Below are 25,954 nucleotides of genomic sequence, written 5' to 3'. Positions count from 1 at the left end.
AAATTCCTTAACGTCGATGAGCCAGCGAACGCACCAGTCGATCGCCCAGGCTTTGCACGCCCTGGACGAGGATGACCAACACCACGACGGTGGCGACCATCACTTCATTGTTGAACCGTTGATAGCCGTAGCGGATCGCCAGATCGCCCAATCCGCCGCCACCGATGACCCCGGCCATGGAAGAAAAGCCGATCAGCATCACCAGCGTCAGGGTGATGCCCGCCAGCAAGGCCGGCAGCGCTTCGGGCAACAACACTTTGAAAATCACATGGCGGATGTCACCGCCCATGGCGAGGATCGCTTCGATCCGGCCCTTTTCGACTTCGTCCAAAGCGTTCTCGACGATCCGCGCAAAAAACGGGAAGGCGCCGATGGTGATCGGCACCACGGCGGCGGTGCTGCCCAGCGTGGTGCCGACCACCAGCCGGGTCAGCGGGATCAGGGCAATCAGCATCACCACGAACGGCAGCGAACGGCCGAGGTTGATCACCGCGCCCAAGGCCTGATTGAGCCTCGGCAACGGGTACAGACCCTGACGGCGGCTGATGAACAGCAACACCCCCAGCGGCAAACCGATCAGTAACGTGAACAGCCCGGCGAGCAGCACCATGTACAGGGTTTCGCCAGTGGCGTTGAGCACCAGTTGCAGGATTTCATTCCAGTCGATCACGCGGTTCATGAGTGGGCCGCCCGTACGCCGTATTGCCGCAGAAAACTCAAACCGGGCGCGTCATGCCCCAGCGGCAAGCCGCAACTGGGGCGCAGTGAAGCACCGAGGGCGGACTGCGGATCGGCGAGCAATCGGGCCACCGGCCCCGCCTCCACCAGTTTTCCATTGGCCATGGACGCGGCGTGATCGCAGATCGACTTGACCACGTCCAGCTCGTGGGTGATCAGCACGATGGTCAAACCGAGCTGGCGGTTGATGTCGCGCAACAGCTCCAGAATCGACGCGGTGGTTTCCGGGTCGAGGGCGCTGGTGGCTTCGTCCGAAAGCAGATACGCCGGGCGCGCCGCCAGGGCCCGAGCGATGCCCACCCGCTGCTTCTGCCCACCGGACAGTTGCGATGGAAAGGCTTCGGCCTTGTCGCTCAAGCCCACCAGCTCCAGCAGTTCCCGAACCCGTTCATGGCGCTGTGATTTGGCGACTTTGGCGATTTCCAGCGGCACCGCAACGTTGTCGAACACGTTGCGCGAATGCAGCAGGTTGAAGCCCTGGAAGATCATGCCGATGCGCTGACGCTGGCGGCGCAGTTCGCTATCGGCCAGCACCGTGAGGTCTTCGCCGTCCAGCAGAATCCGCCCGGCATCCGGGCGTTCGAGCAGATTGAGGCAACGCAGCAGCGTCGATTTACCCGCGCCGCTGCGCCCGAGAATCCCGTAGATCGCCCCATCGGGAATGCTCAGCGACACCTGATCCAGCGCCGGGGTCGACGCTGACGGATAGGTCTTGCTCAACTGCTCGACGACGATCATGGCTTGACGTCCGCCACCGGGATCACCGAGCCCTTGAAATTCTCGGCGATGTATTTGGCGACTTGCGGCGAGGTCAGGTCCTTGGCCAATTGCTGGATGCGCGGATCGTTTTCCAGTTTCGGCGTGGTCACCAGAATGTTGGCGTAGGGGTTGTGTTCGGCCTTCTCCAGACCCAGCGCATCCTTGGCCGGCACCAACCCGGCTTCCAGCGCGTAGTTGCCGTTGATCACTGCCAGGTCCACGTCGTCCAGCGCGCGGGGCAGTTGCGGCGATTCGATTTCGAGGATCTTCAGGTGTTTCGGGTTTTCGGCGATGTCCTTGGGCGTCGCCTGATCGGCCGCCGGGTCATTGAAACCGGCTTTGAGTTTGATCAGGCCGTTGTCCTGCAACAGGTACAGCGCGCGGCTCAGGTTGGTGACGTTATTCGGTACGGCGACCGTGCCTTTGTCCGGCACCTGGGCGAAGGTTTTGTGGCGATGGGAATAGATGCCCAGCGGTTCGATGTGCACCGTGGCGGCCACCGCAAGTTTTTCACCGAGGGCCTTTTCCTGGGATTGCAGGTACGGCAGATGCTGGAAGTAGTTGGCGTCCACATCGCCGTGCACCAAAAGTTCGTTGGAGTTCACGCCCTGCGGGATTTCGATCACCTTGAGATTGAGCTGCGGATCGAATTTCTGGATGTACGCCAGAATCTGCGCATGGGGCACCGGGTCGGCGGCAACGCGCAATGGCTCCAGCGCTTGAGCGCCAAACGAAGTCACCAGCGCGCCGAGGACGGCCAGGGTCAGGCCTGCTTTTTTCAACACTGCTTTTTTCAACATGGGAAAAATCCTTTTGCAAGTGATAGATCAGGCGCTGGCGGTCTTGCGAAGCGGTGTCCGGGTATTCGACGCATCGGCGTAAAAGCGCTGCGCGACATCGGGATGGGAGCGCAGTCGGCCCTTCAGATAATTCCAGCCGACATCGCGGAACAACGGATTGAGCGGATCGCTGGCCGGACCCCGCGCCTCACGCAACAGCGCCGTCGGCAAGGGATAAAGCGGCACCACCGCATCCAGCTGCGCACCGAGGAAAAACGCGATGGACAGCCGCTCGCTGCCCACCGGTGGCGACACCACTCGATGCACCGTGGCGCGCAGGTAACCGTTGGTGGCCAGCTCCAGCAGCTCGCCGATGTTCACCACCAGCGTATTGTCCCGAGGCAGCGCATCGATCCAGCGCCCCTCTTCGATTTCCACTTGCAGGCCGGCCTGCTGGTCTTGCAGCAGGAAGCTGAGAAAGCCCGAATCCTTGTGCGCCCCGACGCCCTGATTGCTCGCCGTCGAGGCTTGCCCCGGATAGCGCATCAGCTTGATGTGTTCGTTGGGTTTGTCGCCGTACAACCGGTCAAAAGCGTCTTCAGGCAGCGACAGTGACTGGGCGAAAGCGCGCAGCAGACGCAGCGACATTAGGGTCATCGCCTGCTGCCAGTCGAGCAGCAGCGGCTTGAGTTGCGGCAACGCTTCGGGCCATTGATTCGGCCCTTGCAGCCGCGCCCACAGCGGACTGTCGGCGTTCAATGGCAAGACGTCGCGCTCGGCGCCCAGATCGAATTGCTCACGTTGATCGGGCTGGCCTCGAGTGATCTCGGACGCGGCGCGGTTATAACCGCGAAAGTGCGGCGAATTGATCATGCCGACGGCGGTTTTCTCGCTGTCGGGCAAGGCGAAGAACTGGCGCGCGTAGTCCTGCACTTGCTCGAGCAGGTTGGCGTCGATGCCATGGCCGGTCAGGTAGAAAAAACCCACATCACGGGCGGCGTGACGCAGGTCATCGAGAAAGGCCTGGCGTTGCGACGGCGTACCGTCGAGCTGGGACAGGTCGAGGATGGGTAATGCGGTGATATCTGAGGTGTGCGGCATGATTCACTCCCGTGTGAATCAAACCTGAAGAGTCCGTGATCGATTCAGCGTGTGCCGTCATGGCAATCGGGAGGTCTATCGGTTTGATGCTTTTGATTCGTCTATGGAACAAAACTAAACGATATTAAAAACACCGAACAAATATCTTTTTTGCATTAGCTTAGTTCCAACATTTTCCTGAAGAGAGGGAGCCATGGGCTCCCTCTCTTGCTGTCACGCTTCCTGCAACGCCCGTGGCCGTTGACTGCGCTGCTGCGCCGCCGCATCCGGCGCCTGCTGCAACTGGAAGTCGAACTTCAATTCGGCACGACGTCCCGCTGCATCCTCCAGAAACTCGACCTCCCCGACCAACCCTTCACGCGTCGCGTACGCAAAGTCATCCCACAGGTATTTGTCTCCCGACAGATTGATCTGCGTCGTCAGGTGCCGATGCCCCGGTGCGGAAATGAAGAAGTGAATATGAGCCGGGCGCTGGCCGTGGCGGCCGAGCAGGTCGAGGCATTCCTGGGTCGGGCCTTGCGGGTCGCAGCCATAACCGGAAGGCACGATGCTGCGGGCGCGATAGCGACCTTCGGCGTCGGTGATGATCCGGCGGCGCAGGTTGTAATCAGACTGGCTCTGATCGAAGAACGAGTACGTGCCCTTGGTGTTGGCGTGCCACAGGTCGACTGTGGCGCCAGCGAGCGGTTGACCCTGCGGATCGAACACCTGGCCTTCGAGGAACATTACGGTGGCGACGCCCTCCTCGCTGCCGTCGTCCATCCGGCATTCACCTTCGTACAGCGGCGCGCCGGCCACGTACAACGGGCCTTCGATGGTGCGCGGCGTGCCGCCGGTCAAGCCGATCTGGGCATCCTTGGCGTCTTGCAGCAGGTCGAGAAAATGCTCGAGGCCGAGGCCGGCCACCAGCAGTCCGGCTTCCGAGCGGCCGCCCAGGCGGTTGAGGTAATCGACGGCTTTCCAGAATTCGTCCTCGCTGATCTCAAGGTCTTCGATGATCCGGGCGGTGTCCTGCAACACTCGCAGGACGATGGTTTTCAGGCGCGAGCTGCCGCCATCGTTGGCGAAACCGGCGGCTTCTTCGAAGAATTTTTGCAGCTCGGCAGTGTGGGCAATCTTCACGGTCATGGTGTTCACCTCATCTTGTTGTTGTGGGGGCGAGTCCGGGCTCAGCGGTCGTCGGTGTGGATCGACGAGGGATGGCGGCAGAGGCCGTCGATCTCGATCTCCATGTAGGGAAACAGCGGCAGCAGCATCAGGGTGTCGTGCAGCGCTTCGACGCTGGGCACGTCGAACACGCTGTAATTGGCGTAGTGCCCGGCGATGCGCCAGAGGTGGCGCCACTGGCCTTCGCGTTGCAGGCGCTGGGCGAGTTCCTTCTCGTCGGCCTTGAGTTTTGTGGCAACGGCCGGGTCCATGTCGGCGGGCAATTTCACGGTCATTTTTACGTGGAACAGCATGGCGTTCTCCTTGGGGAATCAGTACCGGCGAAAGCGCGACAGGCGCTCTTCATCCAGCGTCAGGCCCAGGCCCGGGGTGCGTGGAATGTGCAGGTGAAAGTCGCGGTACTGCGGGCGCTCGGTGACGATGTCTTCGGTCAGCAACAGCGGGCCGAACAGCTCGGTGTCCCAGGTCAATTGCCTGAGCGTGAGGAACGCATGGGCCGAGGCCAGGGTGCCGACGGAGCCTTCGAGCATCGTGCCGCCGTACAGGGCGATGCCGGCGGCTTCGGCGATTTGCGCGGTGCGCAACACGGCGCGCGGGCCGCCGTTCTTGGCGATCTTCAGGGCGAAGACGCTGGCGGCGCCGTCGGCGGCGAGGCTGAACGCGTCCTCGACGCTTTCAATGGATTCGTCGGCCATGATCGGCGCCGGGCTGCGCTGGTTCAGACGAATCTGCCCGGAACGATTGACCCGCGAGATCGGCTGCTCGATCAGGTCGATGCCGTTGTCGCCGAGCACCTGACAGCCGCGAATCGCCTGGGATTCGTCCCAGTACTGGTTGACGTCGACCCGCACACTGGCACGCTCGCCCAGGGCTTTCTTGATCGCCACCACGTGTTTCAGATCCTGCTCCAGCGGGTTGGCGCCGATCTTCAATTTGAAGATCCGGTGCCGCCGCGCTTCCAGCATTTGCTCGGCTTCGGCGATGTCGCGGGCGGTGTCGCCGCTGGCCAGGGTCCAGGCCACTTCGAGGCTGTCGCGGACCCGGCCGCCGAGCAGTTCGCTCACCGGCAGGCCGAGGCGTTTGCCTTGGGCGTCAAGCAATGCGCTCTCGATGCCGGACTTGGCGAAGGTGTTGCCCTTGGCGACCTTGTCGAGCTTGTGCATCGCGGCGTTGATGTTGTCCGCGTCCAGGCCGATCAGCGCCGGCGCCAGGTGCGCGTCGATATTGGCCTTGATGCTTTCCGGGCTTTCGTAGCCGTAGGCCAGGCCGCCGATGGTGGTGGCTTCGCCGACGCCTTCGACACCGTCACTGCAACGCAGGCGCAGGATCACCAGCGTCTGGTTCTGCATCGTGTGCATCGCCAGTTTGTGCGGGCGGATGGTCGGCAGGTCGACGATGATCGCCGACAGGTTTTCAATCAGGATCCGGTTCATTTCAGTGTCCATTCAAGCGTGATCAACCGAGGTCCCCGCCACCGACCGGCAGGGTTACACCAGTGATATAGGAGGCGTCGTCCGAGGCGAGAAACAGGATCGCGCCGACCTGTTCATCAACGGTTCCGTAGCGTTTCATCAGGCTGCTATCGAGGGTTTGCGCGACGATTTCCTGATACCAGGCCTGCTCCTGCGCGGACTGTTCGGCGGTGTTGCGCGGGATGCGCCGGGGCGGCGCTTCGGTGCCGCCGGGCGCGGTGGCGTTGACCCGGATCCCGCGCTCGGCGTTTTCAAAGGCCAGGCAGGCAGTCAGCGCGTTGATGCCGCCCTTGGCCGCGCCGTAGGGAACGCGGTTCAGGCTGCGGGTCGCAATCGACGACACATTGACGATCGCGCCGCGCCCCTGCTTGAGCATGTACGGCAAGGCGGCGTGACAGCACCACAGCGTCGGGAACAGCGAACGGCGCACTTCGGCCTCGATCTGCTCGACGTCGTAGTGCTCGAACGGCTTGGCCCAAATGGTGCCGCCAACGTTGTTGACCAGCACATCCAGGCGCCCGAACGTATCGATGGCGGCGCTCATCACCCGGGCGCAATCGGCGTATTGCTCAAGGTCGGCGGTCAGCGACAGCACGCCCTCGCCTTGCAGTTCGTGAACCAGTTCGGAGCGGTCGACAGCAATGACCTGCGCGCCCTCCTCCAGCAAGCGCTCGCACACCCGGCGACCGATGCCTTGCGCCGCGCCGGTGACCAGCGCGACCTTGTTGGCGAATCTGTTGTTCATGACAACCTCGCAATTCAGAAAGAAGACTCAGGCCGCCGCGAATTTCTCGTAGTAGAAGTTCGCCGGCGTGATGCCCTGTTCGCGGATGTACTGGCTGACCGCCTCGACCATCGGCGGCGGGCCGCACAGGTACACGTCGACATCGCCTTCGTTGAGGTGTCGCGGTTCGATGTGCTGGGTGACGTAGCCCTTGAGCGGGTGCTGACTCTGCGGATTGGTCACACAAGCGCCGAAGCTGAAATTCGGGATGCGCGCGGCGAAGGCTTCGAGGCGGTCAAGCTCGACGAGATCAAAATCGTTGGTCACGCCGTAAATCAGGTGAACCGGATGCTCGCTGCCCTGTTCGGCGATTTTCTCCAGCATCGCCGTGAACGGTGCCAGCCCGGTGCCGCCGGCCAACAGCAACAACGGTCGCTTGATCTCGCGTAGGTAAAAACTGCCTAGCGGCCCGGCGAGATTCAGACTGTCGCCGGCCTTGGCGAGCCCGGTGAGGAAGCTGCTCATCAGGCCGCCGGGGACATTGCGGATCAGGAAACTGACCTCGCCGTTCTTCTGCAACGAGCTGAAGGAATAGGCGCGGGATTGCTCGCTGCCCGGCACTTGCAGGTTGACGTACTGACCGGGCAGGAACGCCAGTTTGCTCAGGGATTCACCCTTGAGCGACAGCGCGATGGTGCTTTCGGAGAGCTGACGAACATCGCTGATCGACGCCTGATAACTCGCCTGTTCGGTCTTGCACACCTGCGAGCCGACCGGCACCCGCACCACGCAGTCGCTTTCGGCGCGCATCTGGCAAGTCAGGACGAAACCCTGGGCCAGTTCGTCTTCACTCAAGGCGTCTTCGATAAAGTTGTCGCCCATGTCGTATCGCCCGGCCTCGGCGAAACACTTGCAGGTACCGCAGGCGCCGTCGCGGCAGTCCAGCGGGATGTTGATGCCTTGGCGGTAAGCCGCGTCGGCAACGGTTTCGTGGCCGGAGGCCTCGATGAAACGGGTGACCCCGTCTTCGAAATTCAGTGCGATCTGGAAACTCATGGTGCACCTCGCTCACAGCGTCGAGCCCGGCTCGCCGCCGTCTCGATCAGATGTGGTAGATGTCGATGACCTGACGGACGTAATCGTTCTTCAGCACGACTTTCTTGGCCTTGATCAACGGCTGTTCGCCGCGCAGGTCGAGGGTGTAGAAGCTGGTGCCGAAGTAACTGTCGGTGACCTGATAGCGAAAGCTCAGGGTGTGCCAGTTGAAGCGCACCTGACATTGGCCTTCGCCCTGCTCGACGATCTCGATGTTGCTGAGATTGTGCGAGGTGCGGGTGTCGGGAATGGTTGCGCTGGAGCGCTCGGTCTTGATCCGGAACACCCGGTCTTCAAGGCCGCCACGGTTGCCATACCAGATCAGCGAGATTTCGCTTTGCGGGTCTTCGGTCAGAGTGTCGTGATCGTCCCAGGCCGGCATCCAGAAACTGGCGTCGGCGGCGTAGAGCTCCAGCCACTGATCCCACTGGCCGTCGTCCAGATAGCGCGCTTCGCGGTAGAGGAAATCGCGCACGGTGTCGTAGAGGTTGCTCATCACACAGCCTCCACGGGAATCAGATCCGGTTCGGTCGAAGCAGCCTTGAGCATGGTTTCCTGCCAGTACTTGTGTTGCAGCACGAACAGGCCTTCGTCCTCGGTGCGCATGCCGGACAACAAAGGTTTGAGGTCGATTTCCTCGGCCGCCGCGTCCGCGCCTTCGACCCAATGGGTCGCGCCACGGGACATGTCGTTCCAGCCGCGCCCGGCGCCGTAACCGGTCTGGCACGAGCGGAACTCTTCGAGGTCATCCGGGGTGGCCATGCCGCTGACATTGAAGAAATCTTCGTACTGGCGGATACGCTTGGCCCGGGCCTCCGCGCTTTCGCCTTTGGGCGCGATGCAATAGATGGTGATCTCGGTCTTGTCGACAGAGATCGGCCGGGCGATGCGGATCTGCGAGCTGAACTGATCCATCAGGTACACGTTGGGGTACAGGCACAAGTTGCGCGAGTTCTCGATCATCCAGTCGGCGCGGGCCTGGCCGAAGTCCCGCGCCAGCTCGTCGCGGCGCTCGTACGCAGGACGATCCTCGGGGTTGGCCCAGCGAGTCCAGAGCAGCAAGTGGCCGTGGTCGAACGAGTAGAAACCGCCGCCCTTCTTCGCCCAGCTGCCGGCGCTCATGGTCTTGATTTCTTCGCCGGCGTCGCGCTGCTGACGCTGGTTCTGGGTGGCGGCGTAGTTCCAGTGCACGGAGCTGACGTGATAGCCGTCGGCGCCATTTTCGGCGGTGAGTTTCCAGTTGCCTTCATAGATGTAGGAGCTCGAACCGCGCAGCACTTCCAGGCCTTCGGGTGACTGATCGACGATCATGTCGATGATCTTGGCCGACTCGCCCAAGTGCTCGGCGAGGGTTTTCACATCGGCGTTCAGGCTGCCGAACAGAAAGCCGCGATAGGACTCGAAACGCGCGACTTTGGTCAGGTCATGGGAGCCTTCGCAGTTGAAGCCTTCGGGGTAGCCGGCTTCGCTTGGGTCTTTGACCTTGAGCAGTTTGCCGCTGTTGTTGAACGTCCAGCCGTGGAACGGGCAGGTATAGCTGGAACGGTTGCCGGACTTGTGCCGGCACAACATGGCGCCGCGATGGCTGCACGCGTTGAGAAAGGCATTGAGTTCACCGGCCTTGTTGCGGGCGATGAACACGGGCTGGCGCCCCATGGTGAGGGTCAGAAAGTCGTTGGCGTTGGGGATCTGGCTTTCGTGGGCGAGGTAGATCCAGTTGCCTTCGAAGATGTGCGCCATCTCCAGTTCGAACAGCCGCGGATCGGTGAACATCTCCCGCTTGCAGCGGTAGGCACCCTTTTCGGGGTCCTCTTCAAGCATGGCATTGAGGTAGTCGATTCCCAGGGACATGGCCGGGGCCTCCATTGTTATTGTTCAGGCCAGGTCAGATTAGGGAGGCAACGCGGACGGCAATATCCGAATCCTGCAGAGCGCTATCCGTTTTGTGCAGGACGGCGCGGCAGGTGCTTCAGATTGTTTCGGGGCGGGAATTCAGTGGCGGCGTTTGAAGGTCACGGACGGCAATTCGCCGAACTGCTGGCGATAGCTTTCGGAGAAGCGCCCGAGGTGCAGGAAGCCGTAGTCCAGCGCCAGTTCGGTGAGGTTGCGCACCGGGCAGCTCGGGTCGTTGAGACAGGCATGAATGCGTTCCAGCTTGCGCTGGCGGATGTATTGCATCGGGGTCACGCCGAGCTGGCGTTCGAACAGCGCGTACAGGGAACGCGGGCTCATGTTCGCCTGGGCCGCGAGGTGTTCGGCGGGCAGATCCAGTTTCAGGTTGCGCTCTATATAGTCGAGGATCCGCTCGAAACTGACGCTCGGCGAACTCAGGCATTCACGGCTGACGTTGGTGTTCATCAGCGAGATCAGTTTGCTGCCGACGATCTGCGCGTAATGCTCCTGCACCCGCAGCAACGGATCGCTGGCTTCGGCTTCCTGGCAGATCATGCCCAGCAGGTTGGTAAACCCTTCCAGCTCGTCGAGCCGGTAATGATTGCGCAGAAACCGGATGCCCCCGGCAGGATGCAGCCAGCGCTGATCGTCGCACACTGACTCCAGCACGCTGACCGGCACCTTGAGGATGAATTTCTCGCAATCGTCGGAATAGGTCAGGTCGACCGGATCGTCCGGGTTGATCAACAGCAATTCGCCCGGCACCAGATGATGCTCGCGCTTGTGCCCGCGCCACAGGCAGTTGCCTTGCAGCAGGACTTGCAGGTGATACACGGTTTCCAGCGCCAGCGACGTGACGCGAACGCTGCCGCCATAGCTGATGCGGCACAGATCGAGGTCGGCGAGTTTGCGGTGGTTGAGGCTGGCTTGCGGGTGGGTGGTTTTGGACAGGCCGATGAAATGCTGACCGACGTGCTGGTTCACATAGTCGGAGACGGCGTACGGGTCAGCGTGGCGAAACACGCTGCTGCGGTCGCTCAGCAGGCGGCTGTCCATGGGCAAGGCACTCGATCTTGTCGTTATGATGATGGTCACGGTTTACGCCATCACCGGTCACAGTACGCCGGCTTGCCGGATCGGGCAATTGGACGAAGGTTCGGGTGTCCGGTGATCGAACGGTTTCATCGAGCAGCAGGTTCAGTGCAATGTGTGCCAGTAAAAATGAATGAATTCGTCTTCATACTCGGCGAAAAGCGAGACGATGAAGTCCGTTTTCATCGAGTACATCAATAACGCACCGACGAAACCGGAAGGTTCGTGCAGTGGTTGCTTGAGCGGTACGATCAGTTCGACCGCCCGTTCTGCCACCAATTGGTTGAAAACCTCTTCGGAAATCGGTTCAAACTGCGCGCCGCCAACGTATTCCGGGAAGCAGTGATCCCCACCTGGTTCACGTTCGTGCCACTCGGCATTCAGCCACACATTCAAGCCGTTCGTATGATGCGATTTGCTCACACGGGTAATTCGAATGTACTCCTGACCGCACGGAACGAGGAAGGCGCTCGATGGATACGTCAGGTAATAAAGACCGGGACAATCGTTGTGGCAGGGCCAAAAAAGCAGCTGTTGTCGCGTGAGTTGGTCAAAGTCGTTTCTGTCGAACATGAGAACCTTTGGCTGATAAAGGGATGAGCATACATTTGCAGCGCCAGAGTGCTTTTCAGGTAGCAGGACAATGCGCCCCTGCAAGGTGCACCCAACCCCTCAGAGCAAACTCCACGACACCCCGACATACATCGCCATGCCCTCACCCGGTGTGGAGCGTGCCGCGTCCAAGCCTTTATCGTCATAGCCCGGCGTAACGGTAGCGGCGTAGTGCTTGTCGGTCAGGTTGCGCATGTCCAGCCAGGTCTGCCAGTCGCCCTTGGGGGCGTTGTAACCGAGGGTCGCGCCGAAGGTGGCGTAAGGATCGGCGTAATAGCTGTTGGCGTAGTCCACTGCGGTTTTCGAGACCAGTTGCGTGTTGACGGCCGCGAAGAAACCTTGTGGAAAGTCGTAGCGCAACTCGCCCTGGTAGTAATGCATCGGCAGGCCCGGCAAGCGGTTGTCGCCGAAGCGGTCGTCGTCGCGGTAGTGGAAGTCGCTGAAGGTGTAGGCCTGACGCAGGCTCAACTTGCCGCCATCGCTCGCTGACCACAGGTTGCTGTTCAGGCTGGCTTCGACACCTTGGTGTACGGTCGGACTGGCGTTGAGTTCGTAAGGCGTGGTGGCGTTGGCGTCCGGCAACACCGAAAGCAATTCGTGGCGCACCTGAGCGTAGTACCACGCCAGGCTCCATTCGCCGAGCGCGCTGTCGCCGCGGCCGCCGAGTTCCAGGGTGGTCGCGGTCTGGTTTTGCAGCTTGACCGGATCGCGCTGGGTGCCGGTGGCGGCGCCGCTGCCAGCGGGGAAGCGTACGTTGGAGCTGTAGATCAGCGACCACGGATGCGGCGCTTCGACCGAGCGGCTGAGGTTGCCGAACAGTTGCAGATCCGGCGTCACCTGATAGCGCAGACCCAGACGTGGCGCGTAATCCCAGTCGCCAAGGCTGGTCTTGCCGCCACCTTCCGGGTAGGTGACCGCGCTTTCGCGTCGGGTGTAGATCGCGGCGAGGCCGGTGGTCAGCCACAGGTCGTCGGCGATTTCCAGGTCGTTGCCCACATGCAGGACAGAATCCGAACCCTGATAAGTGAAGTTGCGCATGTGAGTGCCCGGCGCATAACCGGCGGTATTGCCGGTGGGAATCCGCACCCGTTCGCTGGCACCGTCGTTGGGCAGGTGTTTGGTCACTCGCAGGCCCACGGTGCTGTTGCTCTCCATCCCCCAGAGCGTGTCGCGGCGCTTGTAGTCGAACGTGCCGCTGACATCGGTGTAGGCGACCTTCAGGCGATTGGGGCCTTCGCGCAGGTCCATCGGGTAATCGTGATAGACCAGACCGGTCTGAATGCTCGAATCGTCGTCGATGTAGTACGTGGTCTTGTTGCCGATGAAGGTGCTGCCGGGCTGATCGCGGCTGTCGTTGCGCGTCACGTAGGCCGGGTTGGCCGCGCGCGGATCGTGCTCGATGGAATGTTTGGTCACCCGGCCGGCGAGGTCGTTGTCGGTCTCGCGGTGACGGATGTAGAAGCGGGTTTCCAGATTCGGATTGAAGCGATAACCGAAGTTGGCGATCACGCCCTGGCTCTTGCTGGCGGTGTGATCCTGATAACCGTCGGAATGCGCGTCGGTCATCGACAGGTAGTAATCGAAATCGCCCAGCACCTGACCGGAGCTGACTTGTCGCTGGGCATAACCATGGCTGCCCATGACATAGCGCACATTCAGCAGTGGCGCGTTATACCCCGTGTGGCTGACGTAATCGACGGCGCCGCCGAGGGCCAGCGCACCGCGATCAAAACCGTTGGCGCCGCGCAGCACTTCAACATGGTCGAGCCACAGCGGCTCCAGCAGTTCATAAGGCGTGCCGCCGGGGCCGGTCAGCGGCAGGCCGTCGAGCATCGTGTACAGCCCCGAGGCGTGGGCGCCGGGAGCGCGGTTGATGCCCGAGCCACGGATCGAGATTTTCGTCCCTTCGTTGCCCGCCGACTGGGCATAGACGCCGGGCTGATACGCCAGCACATCCTGATTGCTGGCGACCCGGCCCTGCAAAGGCTGGCGCATATCCACCACGTTGCTGCCACCCGGCACCTCGGCCAGACGAGCCTTCGCCTCTTCCACCGACACATCTTCACCGCTCTGATCCTCGGCCCCGATCAGCACTTGCCCCAGTTCCAGCCCCTGGGATTGCGCCTTGAGCGGACAGACAAGGGCCAGTCCCAGCAAGGCAGCGGGCAGGGTTTTGAGCGACGGCATCGGGTGAACTCCAGACAGGCGGGAACGGACAGTGACAACTGCGACGTATGAAAGAACGAAGGAAACACATGGCGATTTTGTTTTTTGTCAGGTAAACAGGCGGCTGAAATTCGGGACATTGATTTGAACAAGGGAGATGCAGGGATGGCCGAAGAAGTTCTGAAGTCGAAAATGGTCAACTTTCTGGTGACCGATGCTGAACTGAACTACGAAGATGTAGGCGAGTTCTACGAGGTCGTGGGAAGCGGCAATGTCGGCGTACTGGCCGGGGTGCTCGAGGGATTCAGAAATCACTATGGCGGATTGTGGGTGGGCGGCAGAGTCACCGTCACCGAAAACGCCGTTCACTTGAATGCCAATGCCATGAACCGCATGGTTCAGGACGGGACACTGGATGTCGAGATACCGATGCCGGCGATCCGCAAGGTCACCGTCGAAGGCGGTTTCGTGACGAAGATCGTCCGTCTCGACACAGACGCCTACAGTGTCAAATTCCGTTGCTATGGTGCCAAGGACGTTGCCTCACTGATCGCCAAACAGGCCCTTTCGCAATCACTGAAACGCGCGCGGTAGTTTTGTCGCAAGACAACAGCGCCACCGGTCGTTGGGGTGGCGCCTGGATCACCCCGTCAATTCTTGCACTTGGCCAACACCACCTGACAGGTATCGGGCGTTCCGCCCGAGCGGCCGGCGTAGCGCATGCAGTTATTCATGGATTTTTTTTGCGCGATGCCCAAGGTCGCGCCCCAGGCAAGACCGCCCTCGCCTGACGTCGGCACCGCTTTGGCATAACAGCGATCACCGGTGGTCGCGTAGTGAGCCTTGCTCGAACAGGACGCCGTCAGCGTCAGCAGGATCGCGCACAGGCCATACGAGCATCGGCGTACCCAGAATTCGCTCATCTCGTTTCACCTGCAGCAAGTGGGGCTGACCTGTTCGGTCTAGCCGCAATGACTCGCAAACCGCTCATTACTCTGTCGCCTGCCGGTACTGACGCGGGGTGAACCCGGTCGATGCCTTGAACTGGCGAGTGAAAGCGCTGTGATCGGTGTAGCCGCATTGCAGCGCCACCTCGGTGATCGGCAGTTCGGTGTGCAACAGGCGATGGGCATGTTCCAGCCGCACTTTCTGGATCATCTGCCTCGGCGTCAGGTGGAAGACCCGTTTGCAGTAGCGCTCCAGTTGCGCCACCGAGATACCGGCGATCCGGGTCAATTCGCCCAAGGTGACACGCCGATTGAAATGCGCGCGGATGTGTTCGTCGACCGCCGCCAGGCGCTGGAACGCTGGATGTTTTTCGCTGGCCGATTGCAGGTCCACCGAAATCCCCGCGAGTCCGATGATCTCGCCGTCACGGTTGTACAGCGGACGCTTGTGCGTCAGGCACCAGCCCGGTTCGCGACTGCCGTACAGGTGCAGTTCCAGCTGATCCTCCAGCACGAAACCCTCTTCCAGCACCCGCCGATCCTGCTCGGTATAACCGGGCCCGAGTTGCGCCGGAAATACCTGCGCACTGGTTTTCCCGAGCAACGGTTTCAAGTCTTTCAGGCCGCAGCGCTGCACCAGCGTGCGATTGGCCAGAACGTACCGCGCCTGCACGTCCTTGATGAAGATCGCCGCGTTCGGAATCGCGTCCAGCATCGGCAACAGCGGTGCCACGCCGCCCAGCAGTGCGTCGAGGGTATGCGGCCGATGGCGCTCATCGTCCTGACAGAGGATCGCAAACGCGTTCTGCATGTGAAGGTCTTCCCCGGTGAGTGGATCGGCCTGAAAACGTGCCCGCCCGGAGGCGTGCGCGTGCAGATTGCAGCAACGTTTGCGGCGTGTCGAGCGCCGCTGTCTTTCTTCGCAACTGTGCCGATTTCGTCATCCGCAGCTGCGCAAAACATCAATCGCCCGACGCCCGATGAGTTCACTGTTTAGCCGTTCCAGTGACTCACACCTGCCTATCCAATAACTCACAAGAAGGCGATGCCATGTCAGGCCAAGGCAAGTTCAAAAAACAACTTTCATTGATCGACCTCACCTTTATCGGGCTGGGGGCGATCTTCGGTTCCGGCTGGTTGTTCGCGGCCAGTCACGTGTCGGCGATTGCCGGGCCGGCGGGGATTTTTTCCTGGTTGCTGGGCGGGTTCGCCGTGTTGCTGCTGGGCATCGTCTACTGCGAACTGGGCGCGGCATTGCCAAGGGCCGGCGGCGTGGTGCGTTACCCGGTTTACAGCCACGGGCCGCTGCTCGGTTACCTGATGGGTTTCATCACTCTGATCGCGTTTTCCAGTCTGGTGGCGATCGAGGTGGTTGCCTCTCGCCAATACGCAGCGGCATGGTTTCCGAGCCTGACCAAGGCCGGCAGCGGTGATCCGACCCTGCTCGGCTGGCTGGTGCAGTTCGGCCTGCTCTGTGTGTTCTTCCTGCTCAACTACCGCAGCGTGAAGACCTTCGCCAAGGCCAATAATCTGGTCAGCGTTTTCAAGTTCATCGTGCCGCTGCTGGTGATCGGCGTGCTGTTAACCTTCTTCAAACCGGAAAACTTCCAGGTTCAAGGCTTCGCGCCTTTCGGACTCTCGGGCATCGAGATGGCCGTCTCCGCCGGCGGCGTGATCTTCGCCTACCTCGGCCTGACTCCGATCATTTCGGTGGCCAGCGAAGTGAAAAATCCCCAGCGCACCATTCCGATTGCGCTGATCCTGTCGGTGCTGCTGTCCACGGCGATTTACGTGTTGCTGCAAACGGCTTTCCTCGGCGGCATCCCGACCGAATTGCTCGCCAATGGCTGGGCCGGAGTTTCCAAGGAATTCGCCCTGCCGTACCGCGACATCGCCCTGGCACTGGGCGTGGGCTGGCTGGCGTATCTGGTGGTGGCGGACGCGGTGATCTCCCCCAGCGGCTGCGGCAACATCTACATGAACGCCACGCCTCGGGTGATCTACGGCTGGGCGCAGACCGGCACGTTCTTCAAGGTCTTCACCCACATCGACGCGAAGTCCGGCATCCCGCGTCCGGCGCTGTGGCTGACCTTCGCCCTGTCGGTGTTCTGGACCCTGCCGTTCCCATCGTGGGAAGCGCTGATCAATGTGGTGTCCGCCGCATTGGTGCTGAGTTACGCAGTGGCTCCGGTGACCGTCGCCGCGCTGCGTCGCAATGCACCCGACATGCCGCGCCCGTTCCGGGTCAAGTGCATGGGCGTGCTGGGGCCGGTGTCGTTCATCATCGCTGCGCTGATCGTTTACTGGTCGGGCTGGAACACCGTGTCCTGGCTGCTGGGCCTGCAAATCCTGATGTTCGTCGTCTACCTGCTCTGCGGCCGCTTCGTGCCGACCGCCCACCTCAGCCTGTCCCGGCAGGTGCGCTCGTCCGCGTGGCTGATCGCCTTCTACGCGGTGACCATCGTCCTGTCGAAACTCGGCACTTTCGGCGGTCTGGGCATCCTCACCCATCCGTTCGACACCCTGGTCGTCGCCGCCTGTGCGATGGGCATTTATTACTGGGGCGCGGCCACCGGCGTACCGGCACACCTGCTGCGTCTGGAATCGGAAGAGGATGAAAGCGAGGTCGCTTCGCCGTCCCCTGCCTCCGCCGCCAACCCGCGCGCTGCCGGCGCTTACTGAAATCACTCAACGGGACCTGTCCATGAAACGAGTACACGTCATTGATTCTCACACCGGCGGCGAACCCACGCGTCTGGTGATGAAAGGTTTTCCAGATCTTCCGGGCCGCACCATGGCCGAGAAGCGCGATGCCCTGCGCAACCAGCATGACCAGTGGCGCCGCGCCTGTCTGCTGGAACCGCGCGGCAACGATGTGCTGGTGGGCGCGCTGTATTGCGAGCCGGTGTCGCCGGACGCCACCTGCGGCGTGATCTTCTTCAACAACGCCGGTTACCTCGGCATGTGCGGCCACGGCACCATCGGCCTTGTCGCATCGCTGCAACACCTGGGGCTGATCGCGCCGGGCGTGCACAAGATCGACACGCCGGTCGGCCCGGTCAGCGCAACGCTGCATGAAGACGGCGCCGTGACGCTCGGCAATGTGCCGGCTTATCGATTCCGTAAACAGGTGGCGGTGGAAGTGCCGGGGTACGGCCGCTTCCTTGGTGACATCGCCTACGGCGGCAACTGGTTTTTCCTGGTCTCCGAACACGGCCAGACCCTGACGATGGACAACGTCGACACCCTGACCGACCTCACCTGGAAAATGCTCAAGGCCCTCGAAGAGCAAGGCATCCATGGCGAGGACGGCGCAATCATCGACCACATCGAACTGTTCGCCGATGACGCCGAGGCCGACAGCCGCAACTTCGTGATGTGCCCCGGCAAAGCCTACGACCGCTCCCCTTGCGGCACCGGCACCAGCGCCAAACTCGCTTGCCTGGCCGCCGACGAAAAACTCGCGCCGGGCGAGCGCTGGGTGCAGGCGAGCATCACCGGCAGCCAATTCGAAGGCCGCTTCGAATGGGAAGGCGATCGCGTTCGCCCCTACATCACCGGCCGCGCCCACATGACCGCCGACAGCACGCTGCTGATCGACGAAACCGATCCGTTCGCGTGGGGCATCTGAGCCGCTGCGCTGCTTTTCCATACCTATCTGAATGACCGTTCCAAGGAGAACAATAATGAGCGACAACATCTTCACCGGCTGCATGCCCGCCCTGATGACCCCGTGCACCGCCGCGCGCAAACCGGACTTCGACGCGCTGGTGGCCAAGGGTCGCGAGCTGATCGACATCGGCATGAGTGCGGTCGTGTACTGCGGTTCCATGGGCGACTGGCCGTTGCTCACCGAAGCCGAGCGTCAGGAAGGCGTGGCGCGCCTGGTGGCCGCCGGGATTCCGACCATCGTCGGCACCGGCGCGGTCAACACCCGTGAAGCGGTGTCCCACGCGGCCCATGCGGCGCAAGTCGGCGCGCAGGGCTTGATGGTGATTCCTCGGGTGCTGTCCCGTGGTGCTTCGGCGGCGGCGCAAAAAGCCCATTTCGCGGCGATTCTGCAAGCCGCGCCGAACCTGCCGGCGGTGATCTACAACAGCCCTTACTACGGCTTCGCCACCCGCGCCGACCTGTTCTTCGAACTGCGCCGTGAATACCCGAACCTGATCGGCTTCAAGGAATTCGGCGGTGGCGCCGATCTGCGCTACGCCGCGGAAAACATCACCTCCAAGGACGATGCCGTGACCCTGATGGTGGGTGTCGACACCCAGGTCGTGCACGGCTTCGTCAACTGCAACGCCACCGGCGCCATCACCGGCATCGGCAACGCCCTGCCCCGCGAAGTGCTGCAACTGGTGGCCCTGAGCAAGCAGGCGGCCAAGGGTGATGCCAAGGCCCGACGTCAGGCCCGTGAGCTGGAATCGGCGCTGGCAGTGCTGTCGTCCTTCGACGAAGGCACGGATCTGGTGCTGTATTACAAACACCTGATGGTGCTCAACGGCGACAAGGAATACACCCTGCATTTCAACGAAACCGATGCGCTCAGCGACTCGCAACGCCGTTACGCAGAAGCCCAGTACACGCTGTTCCGTCACTGGTACGAAAACTGGTCGGCGGAACAGAACTTCGCCTGACCTGCCGCTGCGCTCAAGCCCGCCGCCACCCGCGGCGACGGGCCTTTTCGTGACCTGCTTTATTGATAAGGAATGCGCCATGACTCTGACGGGCCAACTGCTGATCGGACAGCAATCCCTCACCGGCGATCGCGACGTCATCCACGGGATCAACCCCGCCACCAACTCGCCTTTGCAACCGGCCTACGCCGGCGGCTCTGCCGAGCACGTCGAGCAGGCCTGCGCGCTGGCCTGGGCGGCGCTCGACGGTTATCGCGAGACATCGCTCGAGGCACGGGCCGAATTCATTGAAACCATCGCTGGCGAAATCGAAGCGCTGGGCGACGAACTGATCGACCGCGCCATGGCCGAAACCGGCCTGTCGCGCCCGCGCCTGCTGGGCGAGCGGGGCCGCACCTGCCAGCAACTGCGCCTGTTTGCCCGCACCGTGCGGGCCGGTGAATGGCTGGATGTGCGAGTCGACCCCGCGCAACCGCAACGCAAGCCAATACCGCGTTCGGATCTGCGTCAGCGGCAGATTCCACTGGGTCCTGTGGCCGTGTTTGGCGCGAGCAACTTCCCTCTGGCGTTCTCGGTAGCCGGTGGCGATACCGCTTCGGCGCTGGCCGCCGGTTGCCCGGTGATCGTCAAGGCCCACGGCGCCCATCCCGGCACCAGCGAACTGGTTGGTCGCGCCGTAGCGCGGGCGGTCAAGGCCTGTGGTTTGCCGGAAGGTGTGTTCTCGTTGTTGTACGGCTCCGGCCGTGAAGTGGGGATTGCGCTGGTCAGTGATCCACGGATCAAGGCGGTCGGCTTCACCGGTTCGCGCAGTGGTGGGCTCGCGCTGATCAAAGCGGCACAAGCCCGGCCCGAGCCGATTCCGGTATACGCTGAAATGAGTTCGATCAATCCGGTGTTGCTGTTTCCGGCAGCTCTGCAAAATCGCGCCGAGGCATTGGCCCAGGGTTTTGTGGCTTCGCTGACATTGGGCGCCGGTCAGTTCTGCACCAATCCCGGTCTGGTCATCGCCCACAAGGGGCCGGCGCTGGACGCCTTCATTGGCGCCACCACTGAATTCGTTCAACGCAGCCCCGCGCAGACCATGCTGACGCCGGGGATTTTCAATGCCTATGAGTCCAGCGTGAATGCTCTCGCGGAAAATACCCGGGCGCGCATTGCCGCCGTCGGCCAGCGCGCGACGGAACCGAATCAGGGCCAGGCTCATGTGTTCGTCACCAACGCCGCCGATTTCCTTGCTGATCATTCGTTGCAGGCCGAAGCCTTCGGCGCCGCGTCCTTGATCGTGCAATGCGCCAGCGACGCTGAGATCCGTCAGGTGCTCGAACAGCTGGAAGGCCAACTGACCGCCACGCTGCATCTGGATGACGAGGATCTGGAGCAGGCCCGCGCCTTGCTGCCGACCCTGGAGCGCAAGGCCGGACGCCTGCTGGTCAACGGCTGGCCGACCGGGGTCGAAGTCTGCGATGCGATGGTGCATGGCGGGCCGTTCCCGGCGACTTCCGATTCGCGCACCACCTCAGTGGGCACGGCGGCGATCCTGCGTTTCCTGCGCCCGGTCTGCTATCAGGATTTCCCCGACAGCCTGCTGCCCACCGCGCTCAAACACGCCAATCCACTGTCGCTGCGTCGCTTGCTCGATGGCCAAAGGGAAACCGCGAAAAATGCCGAATAACCCGCACGACATCGCCGTGGTCGGCGCCGGCATCATCGGCGTCGCGAGCGCCCTGCGCCTGGCCCGTCAGGGTTTGCGGGTGGTGGTGATCGATCCGCAGGAACCGGGCCACGGCGCCTCGTTCGGCAACGCCGGGCACCTGGCGACCGAGCAAGTATTTCCGATTGCCGACAGCTCGATCCTCAAACGCCTGCCCGCCATGCTCATGAACCCGATGGGGCCGCTGCGCCTGGACTGGAAATACCTGCCCCGCGCCTTGCCCTGGTTTGCGCGGCTTTTGCTGAACCTGCGCTCGGCGCCGTTCCAGCGTACCGTCGCCGGGTTGAGGGCGCTGAATGAAAGCTCGCTCGACGCCTGGCAGCGCTTGCTTCATGACATTCAGCGCCCCGACCTGCTGAAGATGGAAGGTTCGCTGCTGGTGTTCGAACGCCCCGACTCGCGTCCGGCCCTCGAAGCATTACAGCGACGCATGCAACAGCAGCAGGTGCCGGTCGATTGGTGGCAGGCCGGTGCGGTACGCGAGACCGCGCCGCAACTGAGCGAACAGATTCAAGGCGGACTGTTTTTCCCGAACACCGGGCACTTCATCGATCCCTACCGCGTCGTGCGTGAGTTGGTGGACGCGGCGAAAGCCAGCGGCGTGCAGTTTGTGAAACAGGCGGTTCAGGGCGGGCAACTGCATGAGCATGGCGTCAATCTGATGACCGGAACCGGCACCCTGTCAGCTCGCCAGGTGCTGATCGCCTGCGGCGCCCACTCGGCAAAACTCACCGCCGCACTGACCGGCAAAAACGTCCCGCTGGATACCGAGCGCGGCTATCACCTGATGCTGCCTCACGAACACAACCGACTGCCCTTCCCCGTCACCTCGCTGGAACGTAAATTCATCATGACACCGATGTCCGACGGGCTGCGCCTGGCCGGCACCGTCGAATTCGCCGGCCTCGAAGCCCCACCGACCATGGCCCGCGCCTGGCAGTTGCATCGGTTGAGCAAAGGGTTGTTTCGTGATGAGTTGAGTGTCGAGGCAGCCACGCCATGGATGGGATTTCGGCCGTCGCTGCCGGATTCGTTGCCGGTGATTGATCGGGTGTGTGACGGGAGGGTGTTCCTTGCGTTCGGGCATCAGCATTTGGGGCTGACGCAGGCGGCGGTGACGGCGGAGATGGTTGGGGGGATGGTATTGCCGTCGGCGCAGGACACGGCGCGTATTCTCCCGTCGAGCGAGCGCTACCGGCTGGATCGTTTTTGAGTGGCCGGCTATCGGGCGCCCTGCTGATATTCCCGGGGCGTACACCCGAACTCTCGGCGGAACACCGTGTGCAGGTATTGAGCGGATTTGAAACCGCACGTGCGGGCAACGTCCGCAATCGCCGTGTCGGTTTTTTCCAGTCCGCGAGTGGCCGCCGCCAGTTTGAAACGCAGAATCTCGTCATGCACGCTGCAACCACGCACTGCGCGAAAGTGCGACTCCAGCGAGGAACGCGACACGCCGACATAAGCCGCCACTTGCGCGGTCTTGATGCCCTGGCAGGCATATTGGCGAATGAACAGCAGCGCCTGCATCACGTAGGAGTTGCCCAAAGGTTGATGCAAGCTCGACACCTGCACGTTGATCGCTTCAGGCGGGATCAGGAAATGCTCGCCCGTTGACGGCTTGCCGTGGAGCATCTGGTGCAGCAGTTGCGCGGCGGTGCGGCCCATGGTTTCGGTGCCCTGGATCACTGAACTCAGGGGGACCCGGGTCAGGCTGCGGGTCAACGGGTCATTGTCGATGCCGATCAGCGCCACCTGCTCCGGCACGGCGATGCCGGCGGTCAGGCAGGCTTGCAGCAACTGCCGGGCGCGGGCATCACTGACTGCGATGATGCCAATCGGCTTGGGCAGGCTTTGCAGCCAGGCGATCAGCTGTTCGACGGCGCTGTCCCACAGCGGCGCGCTGGTCCCCATGCCGCGATAGACCTCGGCGTGCAAGCCGTCCCGCTGCATCAATCGTAGAAAAGCCTTTTCGCGCTCCTGGGCCCATCGGTTGGCCTGCGCCTCAGGCAGGCTGAAGCAGGCGAACCGTTGCAGCCCGGCCTCGATCAAGTGCTCGTAAGCCATGGTGATCAGCGCGTTATTGTCGGTCGCGACGTACGGGATGCCTTTGGGATAGGCGCGCTCATCCTGATAAGAACCGCCCACCGCCACCACGGGCAATTTGATGTCGGCCAGCGCCTCGCCAATCAGCGGGTCGTCAAAGTCGGCAATGATTCCGTCGCCTTGCCAGCGCTCGATGCCCTTCAAGCGGCAGAGAAAATCCTCCTCCAGAAACAGATCCCAGGACGCGCGCGTGCTGCTCAGGTAGTTGCCGATGCCGCTGATGATGCCGCGGTCATAGATCTTGCTCCCGTTGAACAACAGGGCGATGCGGTGAACAGGCGGTACGGTTTTCATTGTTTTCAGGCTTGTTCCGGGCCCCTTGCCGTAGAGGCGGTCTGCACAGACTAGGCGCGCAGAGGGCGAATCTCAATACGCAAAATCGCACTCCGTGTTGGTGATTTTCGTAATCGGCAGGCACAGGGCCGTTGCTAGTATCGGGACACGCCCAAGAACAACAACCAAGAACAACAAGGACATTGCCAATGCCGTACTTCCCCGATGTCGACCGGATTCGCTACGAAGGTCCTGCCAGCGATTCTCCCCTTGCCTTCCGTCACTACGACGCCGACAAGATCATCCTCGGCAAGCCGATGCGCGAACACCTGCGCATGGCCGCCTGTTATTGGCACACCTTTGTCTGGCCGGGCTCCGACGTGTTCGGCGCAGGGACATTCAAGCGCCCATGGCAACACGCCGGCGACCCGATGGAACTGGCCATTGGCAAGGCGCAGGCCGCGTTCGAGTTTTTCTCCAAGCTGGGTATCGACTACTACTGCTTTCACGACACGGATGTCGCCCCCGAAGGCCACTCGCTGAAGGAGTACCGCAACCACTTCGCCCAAATGGTCGATCACCTGGAACGCCATCAGGAAGAAAGCGGAATCAAGCTGCTGTGGGGCACTGCCAACTGTTTCAGCAATCCGCGCTTTGCCGCCGGTGCCGCCAGCAACCCGGATCCTGAAGTGTTCGCCTGCGCCGCGGCCCAGGTCTTCAGCGCCATGAACGCGACTCAACGCCTCAAAGGCTCCAACTATGTGTTGTGGGGCGGTCGCGAGGGCTACGAAACCCTGCTCAACACCGACTTGAAACGCGAGCGCGAACAACTGGGTCGCTTCATGCGCATGGTGGTCGAGCACAAGTACAAGATCGGTTTCAAAGGCGATCTGCTGATCGAGCCCAAGCCGCAGGAGCCGACCAAGCACCAGTACGATTACGACAGCGCCACGGTGTTCGGTTTTCTCCAGCAGTTCGGTCTGGAAAAGGAAATCAAGGTCAACATCGAGGCCAACCACGCGACCCTGGCCGGTCATAGTTTTCATCACGAAGTGGCGACGGCCGTCTCGCTGGGGATTTTCGGCAGCATCGATGCCAACCGGGGCGATCCGCAGAACGGCTGGGACACCGATCAATTCCCCAACAGCGTCGAGGAAATGACCCTCGTCACTTATGAAATCCTCAAGGCCGGCGGGTTCGGCAATGGCGGGTTCAACTTCGACTCCAAGGTGCGCCGCCAGAGCCTCGACGAGGTCGATCTGTTTCACGGCCACGTCGGCGCCATGGACGTCCTCGCCCTGTCGCTCGAGCGGGCCGCCGCCATGGTCCAGAACGATCAGCTTCAGCGGCTCAAGGACCAACGCTACGCCGGCTGGCAGCAGCCGTTCGGCCAGGCGGTTCTGGCAGGCGACTTCAATCTCCAGTCACTGGCCGAGCACGCCTTCGCCAACGAACTGAACCCGCAGGCCGTCAGCGGCCGGCAGGAAATGCTCGAAAACGTCGTCAACCGTTTCATCTATCGCTGATCGCCAAAGGGGACTGCGGGCGCTGTGACATTTGCGCGACAAATCTGTAGTCCGTTGCGTCAGCTGATTCTCTACAGTTCCATCAGCCCGATATTCATCGTCAGGCCGTGTCTTTCAAACAAAAATAAAAGGACGCACCACCATGAAGAATGTAAAACGCACGCTGCTGGCCAGCGCCCTGGCCCTGTTGTCGCTGCCGGTGATGGCCGACGCGGCCCATCCGAAAATCGGTTTCTCCATTGATGACCTGCGGCTGGAACGCTGGTCCCGTGACCGGGATTACTTCGTTGCGGCAGCAGAGAAAATGGACGCCAAGGTCTTCGTGCAGTCGGCCGATGCCAACGAGCAAAAGCAAATTTCGCAAATCGAAAACCTCATTTCCCGCGGCGTCGATGTCATCGTCATCGTGCCGTTCAACGCTACCGTGCTGACCAATGCGGTGGCCGAAGCGAAGAAAGCCGGGATCAAGGTCGTGTCCTATGACCGTCTGATACTCAACGCCGATATCGACGCCTACATCTCCTTCGATAACGAAAAGGTCGGCGAAATGCAGGCCAGCGGCGTGCTGCACGCAGCGCCCAAGGGTAATTACTTCCTGCTGGGTGGTGCGCCCACCGACAACAACGCGAAAGTGTTGCGCGAAGGTCAGATGAAGGTGCTGCAACCGGCCATCGACAAGGGCGATATCAAGATCGTCGGCCAGCAATGGGTGAAGGAATGGAACCCGACCGAGGCGCTGAGCATTGTTGAAAACGCCTTGACCCGCAACGACAACAAAATCGACGGCATCGTCGCCTCCAACGACGCCACGGCCGGCGGCGCCATTCAGGCCCTGGCCGCTCAGCAACTGGCCGGCAAGGTGCCGATCTCCGGACAGGACGCGGACCTGGCAGCGGTCAAGCGGGTGATCTCCGGCACTCAAACCATGACCGTTTACAAACCGCTGAAACTGATTGCCTCCGAAGCCGCCAAACTCTCGGTGCAACTGGCGCGCAACGAGAAGCCCGCCTACAGCTCGCAGTACGACAACGGCAGCAAAAAAGTTGACACCATCCTGCTCACCCCGACCCCGTTGACCAAGGACAACATCGACCTGCTGGAACAGGACGGCTTCTATACCAAGGCGCAGCTCGCCGGAAAGTGACATTCAGTGAGTGATGCC

General features: G+C 61.9%; 25 protein-coding genes. 8 read left to right on the top strand and 17 right to left on the bottom strand.

Going from position 1 to position 25,954, the window contains the following annotated elements; genetic code table 11:
- Positions 1–7 precede the first annotated feature (7 nt).
- The 14 genes from ABFB52_RS13135 to ABFB52_RS13070 all read right to left on the bottom strand — a co-directional run bounded on the left by ABFB52_RS13135 (position 8) and on the right by ABFB52_RS13070 (position 13,619).
- A complete protein-coding gene (locus ABFB52_RS13135) occupies positions 8–679 on the bottom strand; it encodes a methionine ABC transporter permease (RefSeq protein ID WP_074690781.1) in 672 nt (223 codons plus the stop codon).
- Positions 676–1,476: a methionine ABC transporter ATP-binding protein gene (locus ABFB52_RS13130; protein ID WP_085747491.1), complete on the bottom strand. Its 801-nt coding sequence runs from the start codon at positions 1,474–1,476 to the stop codon at positions 676–678. Before ABFB52_RS13130 ends, ABFB52_RS13135 begins: the two co-directional genes overlap by 4 nt.
- On the bottom strand, positions 1,473–2,282 hold the full coding sequence (locus ABFB52_RS13125; RefSeq protein ID WP_085747579.1) for a MetQ/NlpA family ABC transporter substrate-binding protein: 810 nt from the start codon (positions 2,280–2,282) through the stop codon (positions 1,473–1,475). The genes ABFB52_RS13130 and ABFB52_RS13125 overlap by 4 nt, the downstream gene beginning before the upstream one ends.
- Before the next feature lie 42 nt (positions 2,283–2,324).
- Positions 2,325–3,377 carry an isopenicillin N synthase family oxygenase gene (locus tag ABFB52_RS13120; protein WP_085747492.1) on the bottom strand — a complete coding sequence of 351 codons (1,053 nt, stop codon included), beginning with the start codon at positions 3,375–3,377 and terminating at the stop codon, positions 2,325–2,327.
- Positions 3,378–3,590: 213 nt separating this feature from the next.
- Positions 3,591–4,505, bottom strand: a complete 915-nt coding sequence (gene catA, locus ABFB52_RS13115) for a catechol 1,2-dioxygenase (protein ID WP_127797834.1) — start codon at positions 4,503–4,505, stop codon at positions 3,591–3,593.
- 41 nt (positions 4,506–4,546) lie between these two features.
- On the bottom strand, positions 4,547–4,837 hold the full coding sequence (catC, locus tag ABFB52_RS13110; protein ID WP_085747494.1) for a muconolactone Delta-isomerase: 291 nt from the start codon (positions 4,835–4,837) through the stop codon (positions 4,547–4,549).
- 18 nt (positions 4,838–4,855) lie between these two features.
- Positions 4,856–5,977, bottom strand: a complete 1,122-nt coding sequence (locus ABFB52_RS13105; RefSeq protein ID WP_085747495.1) for a muconate cycloisomerase family protein — start codon at positions 5,975–5,977, stop codon at positions 4,856–4,858.
- Between the two features lie 22 nt (positions 5,978–5,999).
- Complete coding sequence (locus ABFB52_RS13100; protein ID WP_085747496.1) at positions 6,000–6,761, bottom strand: 1,6-dihydroxycyclohexa-2,4-diene-1-carboxylate dehydrogenase; 762 nt, start codon at positions 6,759–6,761, stop codon at positions 6,000–6,002.
- A 27-nt stretch (positions 6,762–6,788) separates the two neighbouring features.
- The gene (benC, locus tag ABFB52_RS13095; RefSeq protein WP_085747497.1) at positions 6,789–7,796 is read right to left on the bottom strand and encodes a benzoate 1,2-dioxygenase electron transfer component BenC; all 1,008 of its coding nucleotides are present in this window, start codon (positions 7,794–7,796) and stop codon (positions 6,789–6,791) included.
- Between the two features lie 46 nt (positions 7,797–7,842).
- The gene (gene benB, locus ABFB52_RS13090; RefSeq protein ID WP_011333747.1) at positions 7,843–8,331 is read right to left on the bottom strand and encodes a benzoate 1,2-dioxygenase small subunit; all 489 of its coding nucleotides are present in this window, start codon (positions 8,329–8,331) and stop codon (positions 7,843–7,845) included.
- Complete coding sequence (gene benA, locus ABFB52_RS13085; protein ID WP_085747498.1) at positions 8,331–9,686, bottom strand: benzoate 1,2-dioxygenase large subunit; 1,356 nt, start codon at positions 9,684–9,686, stop codon at positions 8,331–8,333. The genes benB and benA overlap by 1 nt, the downstream gene beginning before the upstream one ends.
- Positions 9,687–9,827: 141 nt before the next feature.
- Positions 9,828–10,784 (bottom strand): AraC family transcriptional regulator, encoded by a 957-nt coding sequence (locus tag ABFB52_RS13080; protein ID WP_085747499.1) that lies wholly within the window; start codon positions 10,782–10,784, stop codon positions 9,828–9,830.
- A gap of 141 nt (positions 10,785–10,925) precedes the next feature.
- Positions 10,926–11,393 carry a hypothetical protein gene (locus tag ABFB52_RS13075; protein WP_085747500.1) on the bottom strand — a complete coding sequence of 156 codons (468 nt, stop codon included), beginning with the start codon at positions 11,391–11,393 and terminating at the stop codon, positions 10,926–10,928.
- A 99-nt stretch (positions 11,394–11,492) separates the two neighbouring features.
- Positions 11,493–13,619, bottom strand: coding sequence for a TonB-dependent receptor (locus ABFB52_RS13070; protein ID WP_085747501.1), 2,127 nt, complete (start codon positions 13,617–13,619; stop codon positions 11,493–11,495).
- A 144-nt stretch (positions 13,620–13,763) separates the two neighbouring features.
- Between ABFB52_RS13070 and ABFB52_RS13065 the strand changes: the two genes are divergently transcribed.
- The gene (locus tag ABFB52_RS13065) at positions 13,764–14,192 is read left to right on the top strand and encodes a hypothetical protein (protein WP_129972636.1); all 429 of its coding nucleotides are present in this window, start codon (positions 13,764–13,766) and stop codon (positions 14,190–14,192) included.
- 56 nt (positions 14,193–14,248) lie between these two features.
- On the opposite strand, the gene ABFB52_RS13060 is transcribed toward ABFB52_RS13065, so the two are convergent.
- Positions 14,249–14,521, bottom strand: coding sequence for a hypothetical protein (locus ABFB52_RS13060; protein WP_129972637.1), 273 nt, complete (start codon positions 14,519–14,521; stop codon positions 14,249–14,251).
- Positions 14,522–14,588: 67 nt separating this feature from the next.
- Complete coding sequence (locus ABFB52_RS13055; RefSeq protein ID WP_129972638.1) at positions 14,589–15,356, bottom strand: AraC family transcriptional regulator; 768 nt, start codon at positions 15,354–15,356, stop codon at positions 14,589–14,591.
- Positions 15,357–15,595: 239 nt separating this feature from the next.
- Between ABFB52_RS13055 and ABFB52_RS13050 the strand changes: the two genes are divergently transcribed.
- The 5 genes from ABFB52_RS13050 to ABFB52_RS13030 all read left to right on the top strand — a co-directional run bounded on the left by ABFB52_RS13050 (position 15,596) and on the right by ABFB52_RS13030 (position 22,103).
- The gene (locus ABFB52_RS13050) at positions 15,596–17,227 is read left to right on the top strand and encodes an APC family permease (protein ID WP_129972639.1); all 1,632 of its coding nucleotides are present in this window, start codon (positions 15,596–15,598) and stop codon (positions 17,225–17,227) included.
- 22 nt (positions 17,228–17,249) lie between these two features.
- Positions 17,250–18,176: a 4-hydroxyproline epimerase gene (locus ABFB52_RS13045; RefSeq protein ID WP_129972640.1), complete on the top strand. Its 927-nt coding sequence runs from the start codon at positions 17,250–17,252 to the stop codon at positions 18,174–18,176.
- Positions 18,177–18,231: 55 nt separating this feature from the next.
- The gene (locus ABFB52_RS13040; protein WP_129972641.1) at positions 18,232–19,179 is read left to right on the top strand and encodes a dihydrodipicolinate synthase family protein; all 948 of its coding nucleotides are present in this window, start codon (positions 18,232–18,234) and stop codon (positions 19,177–19,179) included.
- A 79-nt stretch (positions 19,180–19,258) separates the two neighbouring features.
- Positions 19,259–20,851, top strand: coding sequence for an aldehyde dehydrogenase (NADP(+)) (locus tag ABFB52_RS13035; protein ID WP_129972642.1), 1,593 nt, complete (start codon positions 19,259–19,261; stop codon positions 20,849–20,851).
- Positions 20,841–22,103, top strand: a complete 1,263-nt coding sequence (locus ABFB52_RS13030) for an FAD-dependent oxidoreductase (RefSeq protein WP_102686699.1) — start codon at positions 20,841–20,843, stop codon at positions 22,101–22,103. The genes ABFB52_RS13035 and ABFB52_RS13030 overlap by 11 nt, the downstream gene beginning before the upstream one ends.
- 8 nt (positions 22,104–22,111) lie before the next feature.
- Here the strand turns inward: ABFB52_RS13030 and ABFB52_RS13025 are convergent, their stop codons facing one another.
- Complete coding sequence (locus ABFB52_RS13025; RefSeq protein WP_129972643.1) at positions 22,112–23,287, bottom strand: XylR family transcriptional regulator; 1,176 nt, start codon at positions 23,285–23,287, stop codon at positions 22,112–22,114.
- Positions 23,288–23,475: 188 nt separating this feature from the next.
- Between ABFB52_RS13025 and xylA the strand changes: the two genes are divergently transcribed.
- Both xylA and xylF read left to right on the top strand, forming a co-directional pair.
- Positions 23,476–24,792, top strand: a complete 1,317-nt coding sequence (gene xylA / locus ABFB52_RS13020; RefSeq protein ID WP_129972644.1) for a xylose isomerase — start codon at positions 23,476–23,478, stop codon at positions 24,790–24,792.
- A 142-nt stretch (positions 24,793–24,934) separates the two neighbouring features.
- A complete protein-coding gene (xylF, locus tag ABFB52_RS13015; RefSeq protein ID WP_102686696.1) occupies positions 24,935–25,936 on the top strand; it encodes a D-xylose ABC transporter substrate-binding protein in 1,002 nt (333 codons plus the stop codon).
- Positions 25,937–25,954 lie beyond the last annotated feature (18 nt).

Source organism: Pseudomonas sp. 9.2(2024) (assembly GCF_039695385.1).
Classification (GTDB): Bacteria; Pseudomonadota; Gammaproteobacteria; order Pseudomonadales; family Pseudomonadaceae; genus Aquipseudomonas; species Aquipseudomonas paraglycinae.
This window is presented reverse-complemented; position numbering and strand designations above follow the sequence as displayed.

Bases quoted from the DNA above. Each gene is read 5' to 3' on its own strand.
- ABFB52_RS13030 (WP_102686699.1), top strand. From the start codon at position 20,841: ATGCCGAATAACCCGCACGACATCGCCGTGGTCGGCGCCGGCATCATC.
- ABFB52_RS13070 (WP_085747501.1), bottom strand. From the start codon at position 13,619: ATGCCGTCGCTCAAAACCCTGCCCGCTGCCTTGCTGGGACTGGCCCTT.
- xylF (WP_102686696.1), top strand. From the start codon at position 24,935: ATGAAGAATGTAAAACGCACGCTGCTGGCCAGCGCCCTGGCCCTGTTG.
- benB (WP_011333747.1), bottom strand. From the start codon at position 8,331: ATGAGCAACCTCTACGACACCGTGCGCGATTTCCTCTACCGCGAAGCG.
- ABFB52_RS13050 (WP_129972639.1), top strand. From the start codon at position 15,596: ATGTCAGGCCAAGGCAAGTTCAAAAAACAACTTTCATTGATCGACCTC.
- ABFB52_RS13080 (WP_085747499.1), bottom strand. From the start codon at position 10,784: ATGGACAGCCGCCTGCTGAGCGACCGCAGCAGCGTGTTTCGCCACGCT.
- ABFB52_RS13135 (WP_074690781.1), bottom strand. From the start codon at position 679: ATGAACCGCGTGATCGACTGGAATGAAATCCTGCAACTGGTGCTCAAC.
- xylA (WP_129972644.1), top strand. From the start codon at position 23,476: ATGCCGTACTTCCCCGATGTCGACCGGATTCGCTACGAAGGTCCTGCC.
- benC (WP_085747497.1), bottom strand. From the start codon at position 7,796: ATGAGTTTCCAGATCGCACTGAATTTCGAAGACGGGGTCACCCGTTTC.
- ABFB52_RS13130 (WP_085747491.1), bottom strand. From the start codon at position 1,476: ATGATCGTCGTCGAGCAGTTGAGCAAGACCTATCCGTCAGCGTCGACC.
- ABFB52_RS13060 (WP_129972637.1), bottom strand. From the start codon at position 14,521: ATGAGCGAATTCTGGGTACGCCGATGCTCGTATGGCCTGTGCGCGATC.
- catA (WP_127797834.1), bottom strand. From the start codon at position 4,505: ATGACCGTGAAGATTGCCCACACTGCCGAGCTGCAAAAATTCTTCGAA.
- benA (WP_085747498.1), bottom strand. From the start codon at position 9,686: ATGTCCCTGGGAATCGACTACCTCAATGCCATGCTTGAAGAGGACCCC.
- ABFB52_RS13040 (WP_129972641.1), top strand. From the start codon at position 18,232: ATGAGCGACAACATCTTCACCGGCTGCATGCCCGCCCTGATGACCCCG.
- ABFB52_RS13120 (WP_085747492.1), bottom strand. From the start codon at position 3,377: ATGCCGCACACCTCAGATATCACCGCATTACCCATCCTCGACCTGTCC.
- ABFB52_RS13035 (WP_129972642.1), top strand. From the start codon at position 19,259: ATGACTCTGACGGGCCAACTGCTGATCGGACAGCAATCCCTCACCGGC.
- ABFB52_RS13025 (WP_129972643.1), bottom strand. From the start codon at position 23,287: ATGAAAACCGTACCGCCTGTTCACCGCATCGCCCTGTTGTTCAACGGG.
- ABFB52_RS13045 (WP_129972640.1), top strand. From the start codon at position 17,250: ATGAAACGAGTACACGTCATTGATTCTCACACCGGCGGCGAACCCACG.
- ABFB52_RS13105 (WP_085747495.1), bottom strand. From the start codon at position 5,977: ATGAACCGGATCCTGATTGAAAACCTGTCGGCGATCATCGTCGACCTG.
- ABFB52_RS13075 (WP_085747500.1), bottom strand. From the start codon at position 11,393: ATGTTCGACAGAAACGACTTTGACCAACTCACGCGACAACAGCTGCTT.
- catC (WP_085747494.1), bottom strand. From the start codon at position 4,837: ATGCTGTTCCACGTAAAAATGACCGTGAAATTGCCCGCCGACATGGAC.
- ABFB52_RS13065 (WP_129972636.1), top strand. From the start codon at position 13,764: ATGGCCGAAGAAGTTCTGAAGTCGAAAATGGTCAACTTTCTGGTGACC.
- ABFB52_RS13055 (WP_129972638.1), bottom strand. From the start codon at position 15,356: ATGCAGAACGCGTTTGCGATCCTCTGTCAGGACGATGAGCGCCATCGG.
- ABFB52_RS13100 (WP_085747496.1), bottom strand. From the start codon at position 6,761: ATGAACAACAGATTCGCCAACAAGGTCGCGCTGGTCACCGGCGCGGCG.